The following is a 20246-nucleotide window of genomic DNA, read 5'->3' as shown; positions in this document are numbered from 1 at the left end:
GTTAATCTATCTAAATAACCTTTTCCAAGTTCTAAATTTACTCCTAATATTTCAAATTCTTTTGAAATTCCACCTAACTCCTCAGCTGATTTCATATCAAAAGCAGTTACTTTAGCTCCTAGTTTAACTAAAAACTTTATAAGAGGTATGTTACTTACCCCAATTCCTACAACTGCTACATTTTTTCCCTTTATAAATTCTTTAAACTCATTAAAGTCTCTCTTCATTTTGTGGCCTCCAAAATTTTTACCAATATTAATAATGGTTCTTTATAAATTGTATCCCATTTCTTTCTAATTATAACACTATGGAATTTTCCATTCCATATTATTATAACTTATTCAGAATTCTTCTATTTTGTTCTAGTGATGATTTTCTAAAAATATTCATGTTATAATAAATTATTAATCTATTTTTAACTATATTGTTTAAAAGAGCTTGTTAAATTATAATTATTAATTAATAATTATTTTAGGATAAAAAGAGTAATTTTTAATATCTAAAATCCTTATACCCAGATTAATTAGGAGGATTAATATGAATACTATTATACAAAAAGCAAAAGAAACTCATGAACTTTCAAGAGATGAAATTATAGCATTATTAAAAGATGATTCTATAAATGATGAACTTTTTAAAGCTGCTGATGAAGTTAGAAAAAAATACCTTGGTGATGAAGTACATTTAAGAGGACTTATAGAATTCACTAATATATGTAAAAGAAACTGTATGTATTGTGGACTTAGAAGAGATAATAAAAATCTTAATAGATATAGACTTTCTCACGAAGAGATTATAGATTTTGCAAAAAAAGCCGTTGGTTATGGATATAAAACCTTGGTTCTTCAAGGCGGTGAAGATGATTATTATACTGTTGAACGTTTGGTTCCTATAGTTAAAGATCTTAAAGCCTTAGGAGTTGCTTTAACATTAAGCATAGGCGAAAGACCTTTTGAAGAATATGAAGCCTTAAAAAAAGCTGGTGCTGATAGATTCCTTTTAAGAATTGAAACAACAGATAGAGAATTATATGAAGAACTTGATCCAGGTATGAGTCATGAAAATAGAATTCAATGTCTTAAAAACTTAAGAAAACTTGGATATGAAGTTGGAAGTGGCTGTCTTGTTGGTCTTCCTGGTCAAAAAATAGAATCCTTAGCTGATGATATTTTATTTTTCAAAGAACTTGATGTAGATATGAATGGTATAGGACCATTTATTCCAAATGAAGATACTCCACTAAAAGATGCTGAAGGTGGACAATTTGAACTAGCCTTAAAAGTAATGGCTATAGTTAGATTACTTTTACCTGATATAAATATTCCTGCTACAACAGCTATGGAAACATTAAATAAACAAGGAAGAGTAATAGCTCTTCAATGTGGAGCAAATGTAGTAATGCCTAACGTTACTGAAGGTGAATATAGAAAACTTTATGCCTTATATCCAGGTAAAATATGTACAGGCGATACACCTGCTCATTGTAGAGGATGTATCTCTGGAAAAATTAGAGGTATAGGTAGAATAGTTTCTGACGGACCTGGATTTAGAGCTAATGGATTTAAAACTAAAACTCGTTAATAAAATATAATATAACCAATATTTATAAAACTCTAGAACAATTTAGTAAAATCTAAATTAGATTCTAGAGTTTTTTATTTAGAGTTAAATAATAATTTCTTTTCCTGCACAAGCTTAATCTCATCACCAATTTAATGCTTAGCTCTTTTAATTACATAAAAAAACTGTAGGAAAATTTATTTTATATAAACTTCCTACAGCCTTATGAATTATTTAATTCAATATTAAAATTAATTACTTTTTAATTATTTTTACAAAATTCATCTATAGCATGAGCAACCTTTTTACTATTTGCAACTGCCTCAACTACAGTCTTAGGCCCACTTACCACATCTCCTGAAGCAAAAACCCCATTAAGTGTTGTTATTCCCTTTTCGTCAGTTACTACTAAGCCATATTTATCTGTTGAAAGATCTCTACTACTAGATACTATATTAGTTCTAGGAGCCTGACTTATAGCAACTATTATTGAATCGCATTTAAACACACCTTCACTACCTTCTAAGGTTTTAAATGATACTCTTCCATCCTCAGAAATTACTCTCTCTGTTTGTATGTATTTTACTCCATCCTCATAAATCTCTAAAGGAGACTTATAAAGTTCAAATTTTACGCCATCTTCCTTAGCCTCTTCTATTTCAACCTTAGTAGCTGGCATATCTTCAAAGCTTTTTCTATAAAGCACATATGTATCTGCACCATTTCTCTTCGCAGTTCTAGCAGCATCCATTGCAACATTTCCAGCCCCAATTACAACTACTCTCTCTCCAAGATTATATGATTTTGGTGCTTTTAAATAATCTATAGCATAGTGAACATTGCCTAAAGTTTCTCCCTTAACATTTAAAGTCTTAGGATTCCAAACTCCAGTTGCTATAAATATCGCTTTATAACCATCACTTTTTAACATATCTAAAGTTATAACTGTTCCTATTAAAGTGTTAGGTCTTATTTTAACATTTAACTTAAGAAGTGCCTCTTCATATTTATCTATTATATCTCTAGAAAGTCTAAATTCTGGTATTCCATATCTTAATACTCCACCAATTTTATCATTTTCATCAAATATTGTTACTTGATATCCCTTTTTAGCTAATATAAATGCAGCTGTTATTCCCGCAGGACCTCCACCTATTATAGCAATTTTATCTTCTAAAATAGTATCTTGAGTAAGTTCTAGATTATCTAAAAACTCTTCTGATATTTCTCTCTCTATTTCACTAAAGTTTACTGGTGTTTCCTTTATTCCTTTTATACAATTCCCCTTACATTGATTTTCATGAGGACATACTATGGAACAAACTACTGATAAAGGATTGTTTTCAAATAAAATTTTCCCAGCCTCTTTTATTTTATCTTCTTTAAATAATCCTATTACCTCTGGAATAGGTGTACTTATTGGGCAATTAGCCTTGCATCTTGGATTTTTGCACATTAAGCATCTTAAAGCTTCTTCTTTTAAGTTTTGCTCATTTACTGTCATTTTTAATAAACCCCCTGATTTCTTAACAACCTATAAAAATTCTTCATTGTTTCATAATATAATATATTATCAAAATAATTTAATAAAGTCATTTATTTAAAGATTAAATATTTTCCTATAGGAATACATTTAGCATCTGCACCATGTCCAAGGTCTCTTGTTTTTAATATTGGAATATTAATTTCTCCTATAACTCTCTTTAATATTTCTACTATATCAGGCTTTAAATTCTCTCTTTCCATTTCAGTAAACTCACCTAATATTATTCCTTTTACCTCATTAAAAACACCTAAGTTTTTATATTGAGTTATATAGGTTACCATCTTAGCTGAATTTCCACTAAAACTTTCTAAAAATAATATTTTATCTTTAAAATTAGGCATATATTTTGTACCTGCTAATTTTAATAAACATCTTATATTACCACCAACAACTATTCCTTCAAGATAACTTCCATTTATCCATTTATAATCTAAGTTAAATATATCTTCTTTTCCTTCTATAAAAGAAGCCTTAAAATTTTGCATTTGCTCTTCTTTAAATTTACCAATTAAATTTCTTAATTGATAATTATAAGTGGTTATATCACACTGAGAATATATAGCATTAAGCAATACTGTTAAATCACTATATCCAAAGAAAGGTTTAGGATTTTCTTTTATTAAATTAAAGTCTAAAAAATCTAGGACTTCATTAGCTAAGTCTCCACCAGAAATATCAAAAATCATTTTTATATCTTTATCTAAGAATAATTTTTCTAAGGCTCTAGCTTTTTCTTCTCCTGTCCCACTAAAAAGATTATATTCTTTTGCATATAGTGTATCTCCTTCAACCATATCTATATATAAACTTTTTAAATTAAGTTTTAATTCCTCTATTATGTTTTTATTTTTTATGCTAAGTCCATTTGAACAACTTATTATCCCTATTTTATCTCCTTTATTTAAAAAACTCATACTCATAGCAACCTCCCAAATAAAAATAATTATTATATATAATACCACTTATTTTCATAAATTTATCTATTTTAAAATATTATTGATTATAATTAATTTTTTAAATCCTTCAAAATAAATATATACTTTAAAAACTTATGAAAAAGGATGAAGAAAATTCTTCATCCTTAAAATTAAAATTATTTATTTATACTTTCTTTAACTAATTCAAGAACCACTTTTGATATTGTTCCTAAATCTTCAATTTTCATATGTTCCTCTAAAGTATGAGGCTTTCTTTCACCACTTGAAAGATTGACAGCCTTTATTCCATTACAGTTAAATATATTTGTATCACTTCCACCACCTGAGGCTTTAGTTTCTCCATTTATTCCCAACTTTTTAAATGCTCTCTTTGCATGTAAAACTATATCTTCATTATCATCTATAACAAAAGCACCATACATTCTATTTACTTCTATATTAACTTCTCCACCAAATTTTTCAGCAGAAGCTTTAAAAGTTTCTACCATATGTTTTGTTTGAGCATCTAATTTTTCTGTAACGGTACTTCTTGCTTCCGCATCTATTATTACTTCAGGACAAACTACATTATTAGCAACTCCTCCTGAAATTTTTCCTATATTAGCAGTAGTATCTTTATCTACTCTTAAAAGTTTCATGTTTGCTATAGCATCTGAAGCTATGGAAATTGCACTTATTCCATCTTCAGGTGAAACTCCAGCATGTGCAGGTTTTCCCTTTATAGTAACCTTTAAAGTATCATGAGCAGGTCCTATTGTAGTTATAAATCCTGGGTCTCCACTTGTATCAAAAAGGAATGCTTTTTTTGCACTTATTTTTGAATAATCTAAATTTTTAGCTCCTAAAAGACCTGTTTCTTCAGCTATTGTAAATACAACTTCTATATTAGCATGGTCTATGTTGTTTTCTTTTATTACTCTTAAAGCTTCAACTATAGCAGCTATTCCACCTTTATCGTCTCCACCTAATATAGTTGTCCCATCACTATATATAACTCCATCTTTTATTATTGGCTTTATTCCTTTACCAGGTTTAACAGTATCCATATGACATGCAAAAAGAATAGTTTCTCCTTCTACATTACCTTTTAATTTAGCTATTAAGTTTCCTGTATTTGAACCTATTTTTTCTCCACTGTTATCAAATTCAACTTCTAATCCAGCTTCCATTAAATCCTTTTCTAATCTTTTAGCAAAATTACCTTCTTCATAAGTTTCGCTATCTATTTGGATATAATCTAAAAAACTTTCTAAAACTCTTTTTTCATTTATCATAATATTTTAGTCTCCCTTAAAGCATTTTAATAAATTTCATATAAAATTATATCACGAAAAATACATTTGTCCGTAATTGTAAAACAAAATTCATAACTATGTCCTTTAGTACTTTAAAATCATAAATAAAAAAAACTTATAAATATATGTGGAATATATTTATAAGTTTTTATTTTTACTTTTAAACTAGAATTCTAAGCTCTTTTCTATTATAGCTCTTACATCTTCTATTTTAACTCTTTGTTGTTCCATGTTATCTCTGTCTCTTACAGTTACACATCCATCTTCTAAAGTATCGAAGTCAACTGTTATACAGAATGGAGTTCCTATTTCATCTTGTCTTCTATATCTCTTACCGATACTTCCTGTTTCATCATAATCAACATTGAAGTGTTTGCTAAGTTCTGCATATACTTCATCAGCTTTTTCTGATAATTTCTTAGAAAGTGGTAATATAGCAGCCTTAAATGGTGCTAAAGCTGGGTGTAAGTGCATAACTGTTCTTACATCTACTTTTCCATTAGCTCCTTCTAATTCTTCCTCATCATAAGCTTCAACTAAGAATGCTAATGCAACCCTGTCTGCTCCTAATGATGGCTCTATAACATATGGTACATATTTTTCATTTGTTGTTGGGTCTAAGTAAGTCATGTCTTGACCTGAGTGTTCAGCATGCTTATTTAAGTCATAGTCTGTTCTATCAGCTATTCCCCAAAGTTCTCCCCATCCAAATGGGAATAAGTATTCTATATCTGAAGTAGCATTTGAGTAGAAGCTTAATTCTTCTTCTCCATGATCTCTCATTCTTATGTTTTCTTCTTTCATTCCTAAGTTTAATAGGAAGTTCCAACAACTATCTTTCCAGAAGTTGAACCATTCTAAATCAGTTCCTGGTTTACAGAAGAACTCAAGCTCCATTTGTTCGAACTCTCTAGTTCTGAAAGTGAAGTTACCTGGAGTTATTTCGTTTCTGAAAGATTTACCAATTTGAGCTATACCAAATGGTACTTTCTTTCTTGTAGTTCTTTGTACTGATTTAAAGTTTACGAATATACCTTGAGCAGTTTCTGGTCTTAAATATACTTCGTTTTTACTGTCTTCAGTTATTCCTTGGAAAGTTTTAAACATTAAGTTGAACTTTCTTATATCTGTGTAGTTTAATTTTCCACATTTTGGACAAACTATGTTATTCTTAGTTATGTAGTCCATTAACTCTTCATTGCTCCATCCATCAGCTGTAGCAACTTCTGCTCCGTTTGCAGTCATATGATCTTCAACTAATTTATCTGCTCTGAATCTAGCTTTACATTCTTTACAATCCATTAGAGGATCTGAGAATCCACCAACGTGACCTGATGCAACCCAAACTTCTCTATTCATTAATATAGCTGAATCTAATCCAACATTATATTTGCTCTCTTGAACAAACTTTTTCCACCAAGCTCTTTTTACGTTATTTTTGAATTCAACTCCTAGTGGGCCGTAATCCCATGAGTTTGCAAGTCCACCGTATATTTCTGAACCTGGGAATATAAATCCTCTGTTTTTACATAAGGCTACTATTTTATCCATAGTTTTTTCTACTGCCATTACAATTACCTCCATTTATATTAAATAACTTATTTTATATTAATTCTTCACTTTATAAAGAACTTTAAACTTCCTTGAGAAATATTTCTAACAGTTTTATTCACTGCTAGAAATACTCATCTAGATTAACAGCCTAAGGGCTTTATATAAATAAAAAAAGCCATTACATTCAAAGGGACGAAATAAAATTCCGCGGTTCCACCCTTTTTAGCAAAAGCTCATCTCTCAAAATAATTGTACTCAAAAGCTCCCTTCATTTTAAACCTTTAATAACTTTCACCAACCGTTATCTCTCTAAAAAAGATTTTAAAATTACTCTTCTTCATCATAGTACATATTTAGTTATACTCTTAATTTTATCAAAACTAAATTATATGTCAATAAAAAAAGAATTTATAAACATACAAAAGCTTATATATTTATAAATTCTTTCTTAATTAATTTTAGATAAAAAAAATGGCTCCTCGGAGAGGACTCGAACCTCCAACCTATCGGTTAACAGCCGAGTGCTCCACCATTGAGCTACCGAGGAACATTTACAAATTTATTATATCATATTTCAAATAAAATACAATAGTTTTTTTAAGTAGATTTTAAAAATAATCTAGAATTTTTTTAAGCTTTTTCTCTTCAAATAAAATAAAAAAATAGAAGTCTACTTTTTAGTAAACTTCTACTTTATATAAACTATTTTTGTGGTTTCATTGTTGGGAATAATATAACGTCTCTTATTGATGAAGAGTCAGTTAAGAACATTATCATTCTGTCTATTCCTATTCCTAATCCACCTGTTGGAGGCATACCAGTTTCTAAAGCACTCATGAATTCTTCATCTAACATGTATGCTTCATCATCTCCGTATTCTCTTTCTCTAGCTTGTTGTTCAAATCTTTCTCTTTGAACTATTGGATCGTTAAGCTCTGAGTATGCGTTACATACTTCTCTACCATATACAAATCCTTCAAATCTTTCAGTAAACATTTCGTTTCCTCTTTTCTTTTTAGTAAGAGGTGAAATTTCTACTGGATAATCTACTAAGAAAGTAGGTTGGATTAATTTATCTTCACCATATTCTTCAAATAACATATTTAGAACTTCACCTTTAGTAACCTTATCTAATGGTTTAGGGAATTCTAAGTTTTTCTCTTTAGCTATAGCTTGAGCTTCTTCATCACTCTTAATTTCGTTGAAATCTATACCAGCAAATTCTTTAACTGCATCAACCATAGTAATTCTTCTCCATGGTGGTGTGAAGTCTATTTCAGTTCCTTCATAAGTAACTTTAGTTGATCCATTTACTTTCTCACAAACATAAGCAATCATGTTTTCCATGATTTCCATCATGTCATTGTAATCAGCATATGCTTCATATAACTCTATAGCAGTGAATTCTGGATTATGTCTTACTGAAACCCCTTCATTTCTGAAGTTTTTACCCATTTCATAAACTTTTTCAAATCCAGCAACTATTAATCTCTTTAAGTATAACTCAGTAGCAATTCTTAAATACATATCTATATCTAAAGCATTGTGGTGAGTTATGAAAGGTCTAGCAGCAGCTCCACCAGCTATCGGTGAAAGAATTGGTGTGTCAACCTCTAAGAATCCTCTATTATCTAAGAATTCTCTTATTGCTTTTACTATTTGTGATCTCTTAATAAAAGTATCTTTAACTTCTGGGTTTGTTATTATATCAACTTCTCTTTGTCTGTATCTTAAGTCTGGGTCTTTTAAACCATGCCATTTTTCTGGTAATGGTTTTAAAGATTTACAGATTAATTCAAATGAAGTTACTTTTACTGAAACTTCACCCATTTTTGTTTTAAATACTTCTCCAGTTGCAGCAACCCAGTCACCTAAATCGAAAGTTTTAAATTCCTTTAAAGCTTCCTCTCCAACGTTATCAATCTTAATAAATAATTGAATTTTTCCTGGTAAATCTGCTAAATCAGCGAATACTACTTTACCTTGACCTCTTTTTGACATAAGTCTTCCAGCAACTTTTACTTCTTTACCTTCTAACTCTTCAAAATTATCTTTTACATCAGCAGAAGAGTGTGTTCTCTCTACCTTGTATACATCAAATGGGTCCTTACCAGCTTCTTGTAATTCAACAAGCTTTTGTCTTCTTAACATCTCTTGTTCACTTAATTGTTCTTCTGCTTCGTGAATATTTATTTCCTCATTTGACATTTAAAAATCCCTCCATCTATATTATCTATCTTCTTATTCCAAGAACTTCGAACTTAGTAGTTCCTCCTGGTACTTCTATCTCTACAACATCTCCAACTTTTTTACCCATTAACCCTTCACCAACTGGTGATTCATTTGATATCTTAAAGTTCATTGGATCTGCTTCTGCTGAACCAACTATTGAATACTCAACTTCTTCATCAAAATCAAAGTCCATAACCTTAACGATTGATCCAACTGTAACTATATCTGTTGATATTTCTGACTCATCAACAACAACAGCATTTTTAAGCATGTTTTCTAACTGAATTATTCTTCCTTCAGTGAAAGCTTGCTCATTTTTAGCTTCATCATATTCTGAGTTCTCACTTAAATCTCCGTATCCTAAAGCAACTTTTATCTTTTCAGTTATTTCTTTTCTTTTTACTGTTTTAAGATATTCTAATTCATCTTCTAATTTTTTAACACCTTCATATGTCATTATATGTTTCTTTTCGCTCATTTTCTTTCTCCCCTTTGAACATATTATTATAATATCATATTTAAACTTAACCTGTTAATATACAATTCATAAAAACTTTAAGATTATTAAGCCTAATTATTCAAATTATTATAATTCCTAAAGATTATTATGTCAAACTATATATTATATAAGATAGAATACACTAAATAAAAAATCATTATTTAGCTTTAATTCTCACCTTTATTTGTATAAATTAAACATCTAATATTTTACTGATGCTTTATTATATCCAGTTATATCCCCATTTATGATAAATATTATAAATCATTTTTCATTAAATATTCTTTATACTCATTAAGGATACCCATAATCTTCTCTGGATCAGCTTCTAAATTAAGCCTATTCTTAACTTCAGTACAATTATTTAATCCTTTTATATACCAAGCTGCATGTTTTCTCATTTCTCTTACAGCCTTATACTCTCCATCATATTTAAGTGATAAATTATAGTGTCTTATACACATATCTATTTTTTCTTCTGGAGTAGGCATATAAACCTCTTCTCCATTTAATTTCTGAACTATTTGCTTGAAGATCCATGGGTTTCCCATACTTCCTCTTGCAACCATAATTCCATCACAGTTAGTTTGATTTTTAAGACTTAAAGCATCCTCCGCAGTAAATACATCTCCATTTCCTATAACAGGAATATTAACTGCTTCCTTTACTTGTCTTATTATATCCCAGTTAGCTTTTCCTTCATACATTTGAGCCCTAGTTCTTCCATGTACAGCAATGGCATCTACTCCTGCTTCTTCCATGATTTTAGCAAACTCAACAGCATTTATATTTTCTTCATCAAAACCCATTCTAAACTTAACTGTTACAGGCTTTGTTGCAACTTTTTTTATGCTACTCATGATCTCATAAGCTAATTTAGGATTTTTCATTAAGGCTGAACCTTCACCATTTTTTACTATCTTAGGTGCAGGACATCCCATGTTAACATCTATTATACATATATCATCATTTGTATTAAAATGCTTCTCAGTGACATAAGCCATTATCTCTGGATCATTTCCAAACATCTGACAAGATACCGGTTTTTCTTCATCTGCAATTCTCATTAATTCTTTTGTATTTTCACTCCCATAGTACAATGCCTTTGCACTAACCATTTCAGTGCAAACAATTCCTGCACCCATCTCTTTACATAATCCCCTAAAAGATATATCTGTAACCCCTGCCATAGGTGCTAAGAAAACATTATTTTCTAAAACTATGTTTGATATTTTCATTACTTTCTACTCCTTGTTTTTTTCGTAAAGAATCTTAAGCCCTTCTAAAGTTAATTTACGATCTACTTCATCAATTACATCCGTTTCGCTATAAACAAGTTTAGCTAGCCCTCCTGTAGCTAATACAAATGGTTCCTTTTCTCCTAAGTCCATCATTTCCTTTTTCATACGTTTAACTATATATTCAACTTTTCCAATATATCCATAAATTATTCCAGCTTGCATACTTGTAACTGTATTTTTACAAATTACACTCTTTGGTTTTTCAAGTTCTATTCTTGGAAGCTTTGCTGCTCTCTCAAATAAAGCATCTGCTGAAATTTGAATTCCAGGACATATATTTCCACCTAAATAATCTCCCTTTTCAGTAATGGCACAGAATGTTGTTGCTGTTCCAAAATCTATTATTATCATAGGTTTTTTATGCTTTTCAAAAGCAGCTACAGCATTTACTATTCTATCTGCTCCAACCTCTTTAGGATTATCATATTTTATATTAATTCCAGTTTTTATTCCAGGCCCTACTACAATAGGTTCTTTGCAGAAACATTTTCTAACCATGTTTTCTAAAGAATGCATTATATTAGGAACTACTGAAGAAATTATTATTCCTTCAACCTCTTCTGGATTTAATTTTGCTTGATTAAATAGTTGCATAACTTGTATTGAATATTCATCTGATGTTTTCTTAGAATCTGTAGATATTCTCCATGATGCTATGTATTTTTCATTATCATGAATCCCTAAAACTATATTTGTATTACCTACATCTATTAATAAAATCATGTGTTTTACACCACCTTAATATAATTAAAGACAGCTAATAAAGCTGTCCGGAAAATACCATGTACCCTTTATATAACAATATTAATTTTAACAACTACTATACATTTGTCAAGCAATTACAATTACTAGTTTTTAAATAAAAAAAGGCTTATATGACTATTTTTTTAACAGTGTCATATAAGCCTCAAAATTATCTAAACATTTAGAATAATCCTACTATTTCTCCATTGTCTTTTATATCCATTCTATTAGCAGCAGGAACTTTAGGTAACCCTGGCATTGTCATAACATCCCCTGTTAAAACAACTATGAATCCAGCTCCATTTGAAACTCTAACCTCTTTAACAGTTATATCAAAGTTTTCAGGTCTTCCTAAAAGACTTGGATTATCTGATAATGAATACTGTGTCTTAGCCATACATATTGGAAGCTTATCTAAATTAAATTTCTCAATTTCAGCTATTTGTTTAAGAGCTTGAGGAGTATAGTTTACTCCTTTTCCGCCATATATAGTTTGAACTATTTTTAATATTTTATCCTTTATTGATTCTTCTGAATCGTAAATCATCTTAAAGTTTGAAGGCTCAGTTTCCATTGTTTTTATAACTTTATTAGCTAAATCAATTCCGCCTTCTCCACCTTTTTCCCATACTTCTGTTAAGCTAACTTCTACTCCTATATTTTTGCAGAAGTCTTCTATAGCTTTAACCTCTTCATCTGAATCAGTTATAAACTTATTTATAGCAACAACAACTGGTACTCCATAAGCTTTTATATTTTCTATTTGCTTTTCTAGGTTTTTCATTCCTTTATTTAAAGCATCTACATTTGATATGTTTAATTCATCTTTCTTTACGCCACCGTGATGTTTTAAAGCTCTTATAGTAGCTACTAAAACTACACAATCAGGATTTAAATTTCCGTATCTACATTTTATATCTAAGAATTTTTCTGCACCTAAATCTGCTCCAAAGCCAGCCTCTGTTATAGTTATATCACTCATTTTTAAAGCTGTCTTAGTTGCTATTATTGAATTACATCCATGAGCTATATTGGCAAATGGGCCTCCATGAATTATTGCTGGAGTATTTTCTAAAGTTTGAACAAGGTTAGGTTTTATGGCATCTTTCATAAGTAAAGCCATAGCTCCTTGAACTTCTAATTCCTTAGCATAAACAGGCTCTCCATCTAAGTTATATGCAATTAAAATATTTCCCATTCTCTCTTTTAAGTCTTCTAAATCACTAGCCATACATAATATAGCCATTATTTCTGATGCAACAGTGATCATAAATCCATCTTCTCTTAAGAATCCGTTTATTTTACCACCCATTCCAACAACTATATTTCTTAAGGCTCTATCATTCATATCCATAACTCTTTTAAATACAATTCTTCTTGAATCTATTCTTAATAAATTACCTTGATGAATATGGTTATCTATAGCTGCACATAAAAGATTATTAGCTGAAGTTATTGCATGCATATCCCCTGTAAAATGAAGATTTATATCTTCCATAGGAACTACTTGAGCATATCCACCACCAGCTGCTCCACCTTTTATTCCAAATACAGGGCCTAATGATGGCTCTCTTAAGGCTATAACGGTATTTTTTCCTATTTTATTTAACGCTTGTCCTAATCCTACTGTAACAGTAGATTTTCCCTCTCCTGCTGGCGTTGGATTTATAGCTGTAACTAAAACAAGCTTACCATCCTTATTATTTTCTAGTTTTTTTATTGCATCTAAAGATATCTTACATTTATATTTTCCATAAAGCTCAATATCATCTTCTCCAAGACCTATTTTTTTAGCAATATTTATTATTGGCTCCATTTTAGCACTTTGTGCTATTTCAATATCATTTTTCATAATTCCGCACCTCATTCCAAAGTAATCTACTTAATATTATACCCATAATTTATTAAAAAACAAAGAGTTTTATCGAACATTTTTATATATTTTATAAAAATTGTTCGTATTATTAAAATATCTTTAGTGAAATTATAATATAAAATAATTCTTAATTAAATAATAATTATAAAAAAAGAGGTACTTAAGTACCTCTTTTAACTATGAGTTTTTAAATATTTCTCTAAACTCATCACCATCAATTTTTTCTTTTTGAAGTAACACATCAGTTACTGCATTTAATTTACTTATATTTTCTCTTAATATAGATTCTGCTCTATTATAAGCTTCATCAATTAATTTCTTGATTTCTTCATCTATTTTAGCGCTAGTTTCTTCACTTATGTTACTACTCTTTCCAATGTCTCTACCTAAGAATACTTCGCCACCATCGCTATTACCAAATGATATAGGTCCAATAACATCACTCATTCCGTATTCCATAACCATACTTCTAGCAATGTGACTAGCTCTATCTATATCATTTTTAGCACCGGCACTTATATCTCCAATAACTAATTTCTCAGCCACTCTTCCACCTAAAAGTTCAACCATCTTATCCTTAAGCTGTTTCTTAGATGTGTGAGTTCTATCTTCCTCTGGTAAATTCATTGTGTATCCTGCAGCCATTCCTCTTTGAATTATACTTATTTCATGAACTGGATCTGCATACTCTAGAACATTACTTACAACAGCATGACCAGATTCGTGAACTGCAGTGATTCTTCTATCATATTCACTAACAACTCTACTCTTCTTCTCTGGCCCAGCTATTACTCTTGTTATAGCCTCTTCAATGTCTGCCATATCTATGCTACTTTTGCCACCTCTAACCGCTAATAATGCAGCTTCGTTAGTTAAGTTTTCAAGATCTGCACCACTAAATCCTGGTGTCATTTTAGCTAAAACTTTTAAATCTACATCTTCTGATAGATGTTTATTTCTTGTATGAACTTTTAGTACTTCTTCTCTACCCTTAACATCAGGTGCACCTACTAAAATTCTTCTATCAAATCTTCCTGGTCTTAATAATGCTGGATCTAAGATATCTGGTCTATTTGTAGCAGCTATCATAATTATTCCTTCATTAACTCCAAAACCGTCCATCTCAACTAGTAATTGGTTTAATGTTTGTTCTCTTTCATCATGACCGCCACCAAGTCCAGCACCTCTTTGTCTACCAACAGCATCTATTTCGTCTATAAATATAATACATGGAGCATTTTTCTTAGCTTGCTCAAATAAATCTCTTACTCTTGAAGCACCAACTCCAACAAACATTTCAACGAAATCTGAACCTGATATACTAAAGAAAGGAACACCAGCTTCTCCTGCTATAGCTTTTGCAAGAAGTGTCTTACCTGTTCCTGGAGGCCCTACTAAAAGAACTCCTTTAGGTATTCTTGCTCCCATTTCTATATATCTCTTAGGTTGTTTTAAGAAATCAACAATTTCTTCTAATTCACCTTTTTCTTCATCAGCTCCAGCAACATCTTTGAACGTAACTTTCTTTCCGTCTAAATTAGCCATCTTAGCTTTACTTTTACCGAAATTCATTACTCCTCTATTTCCACCACTGTTTTGAGCTTGCTGTGTGAACATAAATAAACCAAAGAATATCACACCTATTATAAGTATTGTTGGAAGGAAACTAATCCAAATACCCATATTATTAGGTGGATTATACTTTATTTCAGTTTCTACCCCTTGAGTCTCTTGTAAAAGATTGTCTAACATCTTATTTGAAACATATGAAGTAAACCTCTTACCATCTTTAAAAACCCCATCAACTGACATTTTATCTTCTTTTATGGTCATTGTTTCAATTTTATTTTCTACATATGCTTCTTTAAATTCAGTATATGATATTACTTTTCCTTGAGTTCCATTTCTATAAAAAGCAAATGCAAACATAAGCACTACAGCAAAAATAGCTATATAAGTAATCATACTTTGTAATTTTTTCATCTCTATGCCCCCCTCTCTGACCATCATTTTTAATGAATTTTAACATAAGAAATAGTATTTTACAATATTTTGAATTACTTATTATAAATTTCTTCTTTTAAAGCACCGATGAATGGTAAGTTTCTATATTTTTCAGCATAGTCTATTCCATATCCAACTATGAATTCATCTGGTACATCAAATCCTTTGTATTTTGCTGAAACATTTGAAGTTCTTCTAGCTTCTTTATCTAATAGAGCAACGATTTCTATACTTGCTGCCTTTCTAGCTTTTAAATATTCTAAAAGATAGCTTAAAGTTGTTCCTGTATCAACTATATCTTCAACTATAAGAACATGCTTATTTTCTATATCACTATCTAAGTCTTTTAATATTCTAACAACTCCTGAAGTTTGAGCTGAGTTGCCATAACTTGAAACAGCCATAAAATCTATTTCACATGGTATGCTTATATTTTTAATAAGGTCTGAGGTAAATAATACTGAACCTTTTAATATACCAACAACTAATAAATCTTTTCCAGCATAATCTTTACTAATTTCTTCAGCCATCTCTTTTACACGTTTAGCTAATTGTTCTTCTGAATATAAAACTTTTTTAACATCATCTTTTATGTCTCTTATCATAATTAATTTTCCTTTCCTTTAAAAGTAATTTTAATTACCTTTTTAGTTTTATTTGTAACTTTAAATGTTTCACTAACATTAGATCCTACAATCCATGCTATTTCATTATTAAATAGCACTAAGGGTATAAAATCTCTTTCTTCTTTAGGTATTTTATTATTTATAAATATATCTTTTAGCTTTTTGCTACTCTTCATTCCTAAAGGAATTATTTTATCTCCATTTTGTCTAAATCTAATATCTATATTGGAAATTTTATCATAATCAAAAGACTTTATAAATCTATCTTTTGAAAATTTTTCACCTTTTTTTAAATCTTCTACTATTAATTCATAATTTCCTAAAATATCATCTTCTATTACAACTTTTTGATTTTTATCTAGTTCATCTTTAATATTTTCTAAATTTAAAACTTTATTCTCTTTAACCTTTTTGCTATCTACTAATTTTATTCTTATATCTCCATATTCATTTAAAGCAATTACCCCATTAGTTATGTTAATTTGCTTTCCTGTCCCTTTATCTTTTAAGGCAATTATGTCCTGTATATGTTTTAATTCAAAGTTATTATGTTTAGAACTTACTTCAAATAATGCCTTTTTTATTATTCTTGTTAATAGAGCTTCCTTTTCATTAAAGGCTTCTTCTTTAATAAGAATGCTGCGATTTTCCTTTGTACAAAGTTTAGGAAATCTCTTTTCCACTTCTTCTTGTATAAACTCTACATCCTTACTACAGCTATAAGCTAATCTATTTAAAGTAGCAACTATATCTGGATTAAAATTCTCTTCTATAAATGGTATTGCCTTAAGCCTTATTTTATTTCTAGAATATATTTCTTCTAAATTAGTTTCATCTATTCTAGGATTTAAATTATTTATTTCACAGTATTCTTCTATTTCTTTTCTTCTTAAAATCAATATAGGTCTTATGAAAATACCATCTCTAACTGGTTTAATTCCAACTAACCCTTCTATGCCAGTTCCTCTTAAAGCTCTCATAATAAGAGTTTCTGCTTGGTCATTAGCATTGTGTGCTATAGCTATTTTATCTAATGAATATTCATTTTTTAGTTCTTCAAAGAATTTATATCTCTCTTCTCTTCCAGCCATTTCTGTAGAAATGTTTTGTTCTTCACTTATCTTATTTATATCTACTCTTTTTACAAAACATTTTATATTTAAATTCTTACAAAGTTCTTCTACATAAGCTTCATCTTTTAAAGCGCTTTCTCCTCTTAAACAATGATTCACATGGGCTGCATATACTTCTATGTGTAATAATTCCCTAAGTTCACTTAAAATATGTAGTAAACATACTGAGTCTGGACCACCTGATAAAGCTACTAAAACCTTATCTCCACTTTTAATCATGGAGTTTTCCTTTATAAAATCTATAACCTTTTTCTTCATTGTAACTCACTCCATAAATATTATATTTTGCCCTAATATTATAACACATAAAAAATCCATTATGTTCTTAAAAAAGTTCGTATAATTAATTTTAAATAATAAATCTAATTATTTACTTAAAAATAAAAGAAAGTGCATAAGAACTTTTCTTTTAAATAAAATCTACACACAAAACAATTTATAGATTTTATTTAGTTCTTATACACTCTCCTTTTCTTAATTTATTGCAAAAACCTTAGATACAACTACTGTCATATCATCCTTAGCCTTTCCTCCACTTAATTCCTTTGCTTTTTCTAAAATAGCTATTGATAAATCCTTAGGTTGTCTATACTTAGTATTCTTTAAAAATTCAATTAACCATGTAGTATCAAAACTTCCATCATTTTTAACATCTAAAATACCATCACTTATACTAACTATTACATCCCCATTACTTACTTGCTTTTCAACAGTATCTACATCTGGTTCTTCTAAGACACCAAAAGGAAGTGTATTTGAATTTATAACCTCTACCTTATTTCCTCTCTTTATAAAGCTTTCTATAGCTCCAACTTTCATAAACTTAGCATTTCCAGTATATAAGTCTATCTTATTCATATCTAATGTAGAAAACTTTTCATCTTCACTAAACTTTATACTCATAATTGCATTAACTGCATCAATAGCTATTTTTTCATCAAAACCAACTTCCATAAATTTTTCTATTATTTCTACTGAAACTTTACTTTCAAGTCCTGCTTCAGGTCCTGATCCCATGCCATCTGATATTACAGTTATATAATTACCATCCTTTGTTCTACCATATGAATATGAATCTCCAGTGAATTTTTCTCCCTCTTTAGTAGCAACTGCTACATGGGAATTAATATGATATTTAGGCGCTTCTTCAATAACAATCTCACACATATTATTTTTGCTATTTATATTACACCCTTCACTTCCAATACTCATATTTTTTCCTATGGTCTCGCTTATTATAGGAAGAACTGTTTTTATACATGTTTGAGATCCCATACAATTTTCCATTTGCATCTTAATTTTAATTCTTCCATTTTTATCGTTATAACATATTAAGCTTCCAAAATTAATGCCATACTTTAAAAGAGATTTTTTTATACTTTTTTCTACATCAGTACATAGATGCAGTTCATTTCCAAACTCGTCAACTATTTCACTAATTGTAACTGACATATTGTTTATATGATTAGATAAGATTTTTCTTCCCTCTCCTAATCTACTCTTTAAGGTTTCATTTACCATATAGATATTCATTATGTCCTCTAGATTTTTAACTAAGGCATATTTCTTTATGCATTTTTTCTCAAGCTCATGAGGAAAAGCACCTGAATTATTTTCATAATTTCTTATTAAATCTGAAAAAGCATTATAAGTTTGATGAAGTTCTCTCTTCCAACACATATATCTCATATCACAGTCACTACAAGTTCTATCTGATAAATTTTCAACCAATGCATTCCCCTTATTTTTTATAGCTAATTTATCATTACCAACTAGATTATTTAATGACTTACCCATTATAGATAAAACTTCAGTAAAATCTTTTAATCTTTCAGTTAACTCATCTTTAATCTCAGCAAATCTAACTTCACTAAAATGCCCAACCTTTTTATCCTTGTTTATTTCTAAAGAAATTTTATTGTATATTTTTTTAGGAATTAAAAGAAATATTCCTGTTCCAACTAAGGCTTCTATAAATGAAATATTATTAAAAACTCCAGAATATAAAGTTACTATTATAAAAATTATGTTAAATGATAAGGCTGTAAAAAGTTTTCCTGACTCTCTAAATATCCCGGCAACTAAGCCACAAGCTCCATAAATAGCTATGCTCTCCATAAGATTCCCTGTAGCAAAACCTAATATTATACCCATAGTTATACCTGCTCCAGCACCCATATTAGTATCTGAAATAAAGGCTAAAGCTATAATAAAAAGTATAGCTGCTATATTTCTAAAACTAATATCATTTATTGATAGAGTTCCAATTCCAACTATTAATAAACATATAAATAGTTCTATACTTACAATTTCATCTATTGAAAAAAAATGTTGAGTATTTATTTCTTCTATGCACTTTAATGTATAGCTCACAACATAATATATAGGAAAAACTAAGGCTGTCACTGAAATCGCACCTATTAAGTGTAAAATTATATCTGAACTTCCTACTAAAACTCCATAAACAAACAATCCTGAAAATACAATAATAAAACTTGCTATATTTCTAGCCTTTTTATTTAGTTTACTCATAGAAATTATGGTAACTATAGTTGATATTATTATGTAAGCCGAAAAGTTGCTAACCTTATTAAACAAGGTAATGTACCCTAATATAACTCCCAAACTTGATGATAATATATATTTTCTTTCATAATTTGTTATTGCAATTAAATATGCTAATCCAAATGGAGCTAATACTTGAACTACTCCAAAAGTCATATCTAAATACACTCTACTTATTAAAAGACCTGCAACCATAGCCATAATAAGCCCAATGCTAGAAGCTTCTATTTTCATATTATTTTTTACATTTTCTGAATCCTTTGCTCTTTTGTAATTATCAATTTTAACTCCATATTGCATATTTATCCTCCTAACCTTCTATCTTTATCAACATTATAGCAAGATTTACAGGAAAAATTTGTAAATATATAGA

The 20246-nt window shown here is 29.4% G+C and carries 15 protein-coding genes, 1 tRNA gene and 1 other annotated feature (1 of these 17 only partly in view); of the genes, 1 reads left to right on the top strand and 15 read right to left on the bottom strand.

Annotation, left to right across the window (positions count from 1 at the left end; all coding sequences use genetic code 11):
• On the bottom strand, window positions 1-227 hold the 5' end (the start) of the coding sequence (murD, locus tag I6G60_RS02740; RefSeq protein ID WP_003470204.1) for a UDP-N-acetylmuramoyl-L-alanine--D-glutamate ligase. The gene continues 1150 nt to the left of window position 1, outside the view; only the first 227 of its 1377 coding nucleotides appear in the window; it begins with the start codon at window positions 225-227; its stop codon lies beyond the left edge, outside the window.
• A gap of 310 nt (window positions 228-537) precedes the next feature.
• On the opposite strand from murD, the gene hydE reads away from it, so the two are divergent.
• A complete protein-coding gene (gene hydE / locus I6G60_RS02735) occupies window positions 538-1581 on the top strand; it encodes a [FeFe] hydrogenase H-cluster radical SAM maturase HydE (RefSeq protein WP_049039360.1) in 1044 nt (347 codons plus the stop codon).
• Window positions 1582-1822: 241 nt separating this feature from the next.
• On the opposite strand, the gene I6G60_RS02730 is transcribed toward hydE, so the two are convergent.
• From I6G60_RS02730 to spoIIE, 14 genes are all read right to left on the bottom strand, one after another.
• Window positions 1823-3064 (bottom strand): NAD(P)-dependent oxidoreductase, encoded by a 1242-nt coding sequence (locus I6G60_RS02730; RefSeq protein ID WP_057232181.1) that lies wholly within the window; start codon window positions 3062-3064, stop codon window positions 1823-1825.
• 92 nt (window positions 3065-3156) lie between these two features.
• Entirely contained in the window at window positions 3157-4026 is an 870-nt protein-coding gene (locus I6G60_RS02725) for a S66 family peptidase (protein ID WP_078209983.1), read from the bottom strand.
• A gap of 173 nt (window positions 4027-4199) precedes the next feature.
• A complete protein-coding gene (locus I6G60_RS02720) occupies window positions 4200-5318 on the bottom strand; it encodes a M20/M25/M40 family metallo-hydrolase (RefSeq protein WP_049039358.1) in 1119 nt (372 codons plus the stop codon).
• A 186-nt stretch (window positions 5319-5504) separates the two neighbouring features.
• Window positions 5505-6908, bottom strand: a complete 1404-nt coding sequence (locus I6G60_RS02715; RefSeq protein ID WP_003450306.1) for a glycine--tRNA ligase — start codon at window positions 6906-6908, stop codon at window positions 5505-5507.
• A gap of 170 nt (window positions 6909-7078) precedes the next feature.
• Window positions 7079-7246: a binding site (T-box leader), on the bottom strand.
• A 119-nt stretch (window positions 7247-7365) separates the two neighbouring features.
• Window positions 7366-7440: transfer RNA gene (locus I6G60_RS02710), tRNA-Asn, on the bottom strand.
• 155 nt (window positions 7441-7595) lie between these two features.
• Window positions 7596-9101: a lysine--tRNA ligase gene (lysS, locus tag I6G60_RS02705; RefSeq protein WP_057232183.1), complete on the bottom strand. Its 1506-nt coding sequence runs from the start codon at window positions 9099-9101 to the stop codon at window positions 7596-7598.
• 25 nt (window positions 9102-9126) lie between these two features.
• A complete protein-coding gene (greA, locus tag I6G60_RS02700) occupies window positions 9127-9603 on the bottom strand; it encodes a transcription elongation factor GreA (RefSeq protein ID WP_003450338.1) in 477 nt (158 codons plus the stop codon).
• A 278-nt stretch (window positions 9604-9881) separates the two neighbouring features.
• Window positions 9882-10862: a tRNA dihydrouridine synthase DusB gene (dusB, locus tag I6G60_RS02695; RefSeq protein ID WP_003459360.1), complete on the bottom strand. Its 981-nt coding sequence runs from the start codon at window positions 10860-10862 to the stop codon at window positions 9882-9884.
• Between the two features lie 6 nt (window positions 10863-10868).
• Window positions 10869-11648 (bottom strand): type III pantothenate kinase, encoded by a 780-nt coding sequence (locus I6G60_RS02690; RefSeq protein WP_003450343.1) that lies wholly within the window; start codon window positions 11646-11648, stop codon window positions 10869-10871.
• A 202-nt stretch (window positions 11649-11850) separates the two neighbouring features.
• A complete protein-coding gene (locus tag I6G60_RS02685; protein WP_003459368.1) occupies window positions 11851-13521 on the bottom strand; it encodes a formate--tetrahydrofolate ligase in 1671 nt (556 codons plus the stop codon).
• A 201-nt stretch (window positions 13522-13722) separates the two neighbouring features.
• Window positions 13723-15528 (bottom strand): ATP-dependent zinc metalloprotease FtsH, encoded by a 1806-nt coding sequence (ftsH, locus tag I6G60_RS02680; protein ID WP_003479284.1) that lies wholly within the window; start codon window positions 15526-15528, stop codon window positions 13723-13725.
• Window positions 15529-15602: 74 nt separating this feature from the next.
• Window positions 15603-16154, bottom strand: a complete 552-nt coding sequence (gene hpt, locus I6G60_RS02675) for a hypoxanthine phosphoribosyltransferase (RefSeq protein ID WP_003459345.1) — start codon at window positions 16152-16154, stop codon at window positions 15603-15605.
• Between the two features lie 2 nt (window positions 16155-16156).
• Window positions 16157-17566, bottom strand: a complete 1410-nt coding sequence (gene tilS / locus I6G60_RS02670; protein WP_049040127.1) for a tRNA lysidine(34) synthetase TilS — start codon at window positions 17564-17566, stop codon at window positions 16157-16159.
• A 216-nt stretch (window positions 17567-17782) separates the two neighbouring features.
• A complete protein-coding gene (spoIIE, locus tag I6G60_RS02665) occupies window positions 17783-20173 on the bottom strand; it encodes a stage II sporulation protein E (RefSeq protein WP_049040128.1) in 2391 nt (796 codons plus the stop codon).
• Window positions 20174-20246 lie beyond the last annotated feature (73 nt).

It is taken from the genome of Clostridium perfringens, from assembly GCF_016027375.1.
Taxonomy (GTDB): Bacteria; Bacillota; Clostridia; order Clostridiales; family Clostridiaceae; genus Sarcina; species Sarcina perfringens.
Note: the sequence above shows the minus strand (reverse complement) of the source record. Positions and strands in the feature narration are given on the sequence as shown.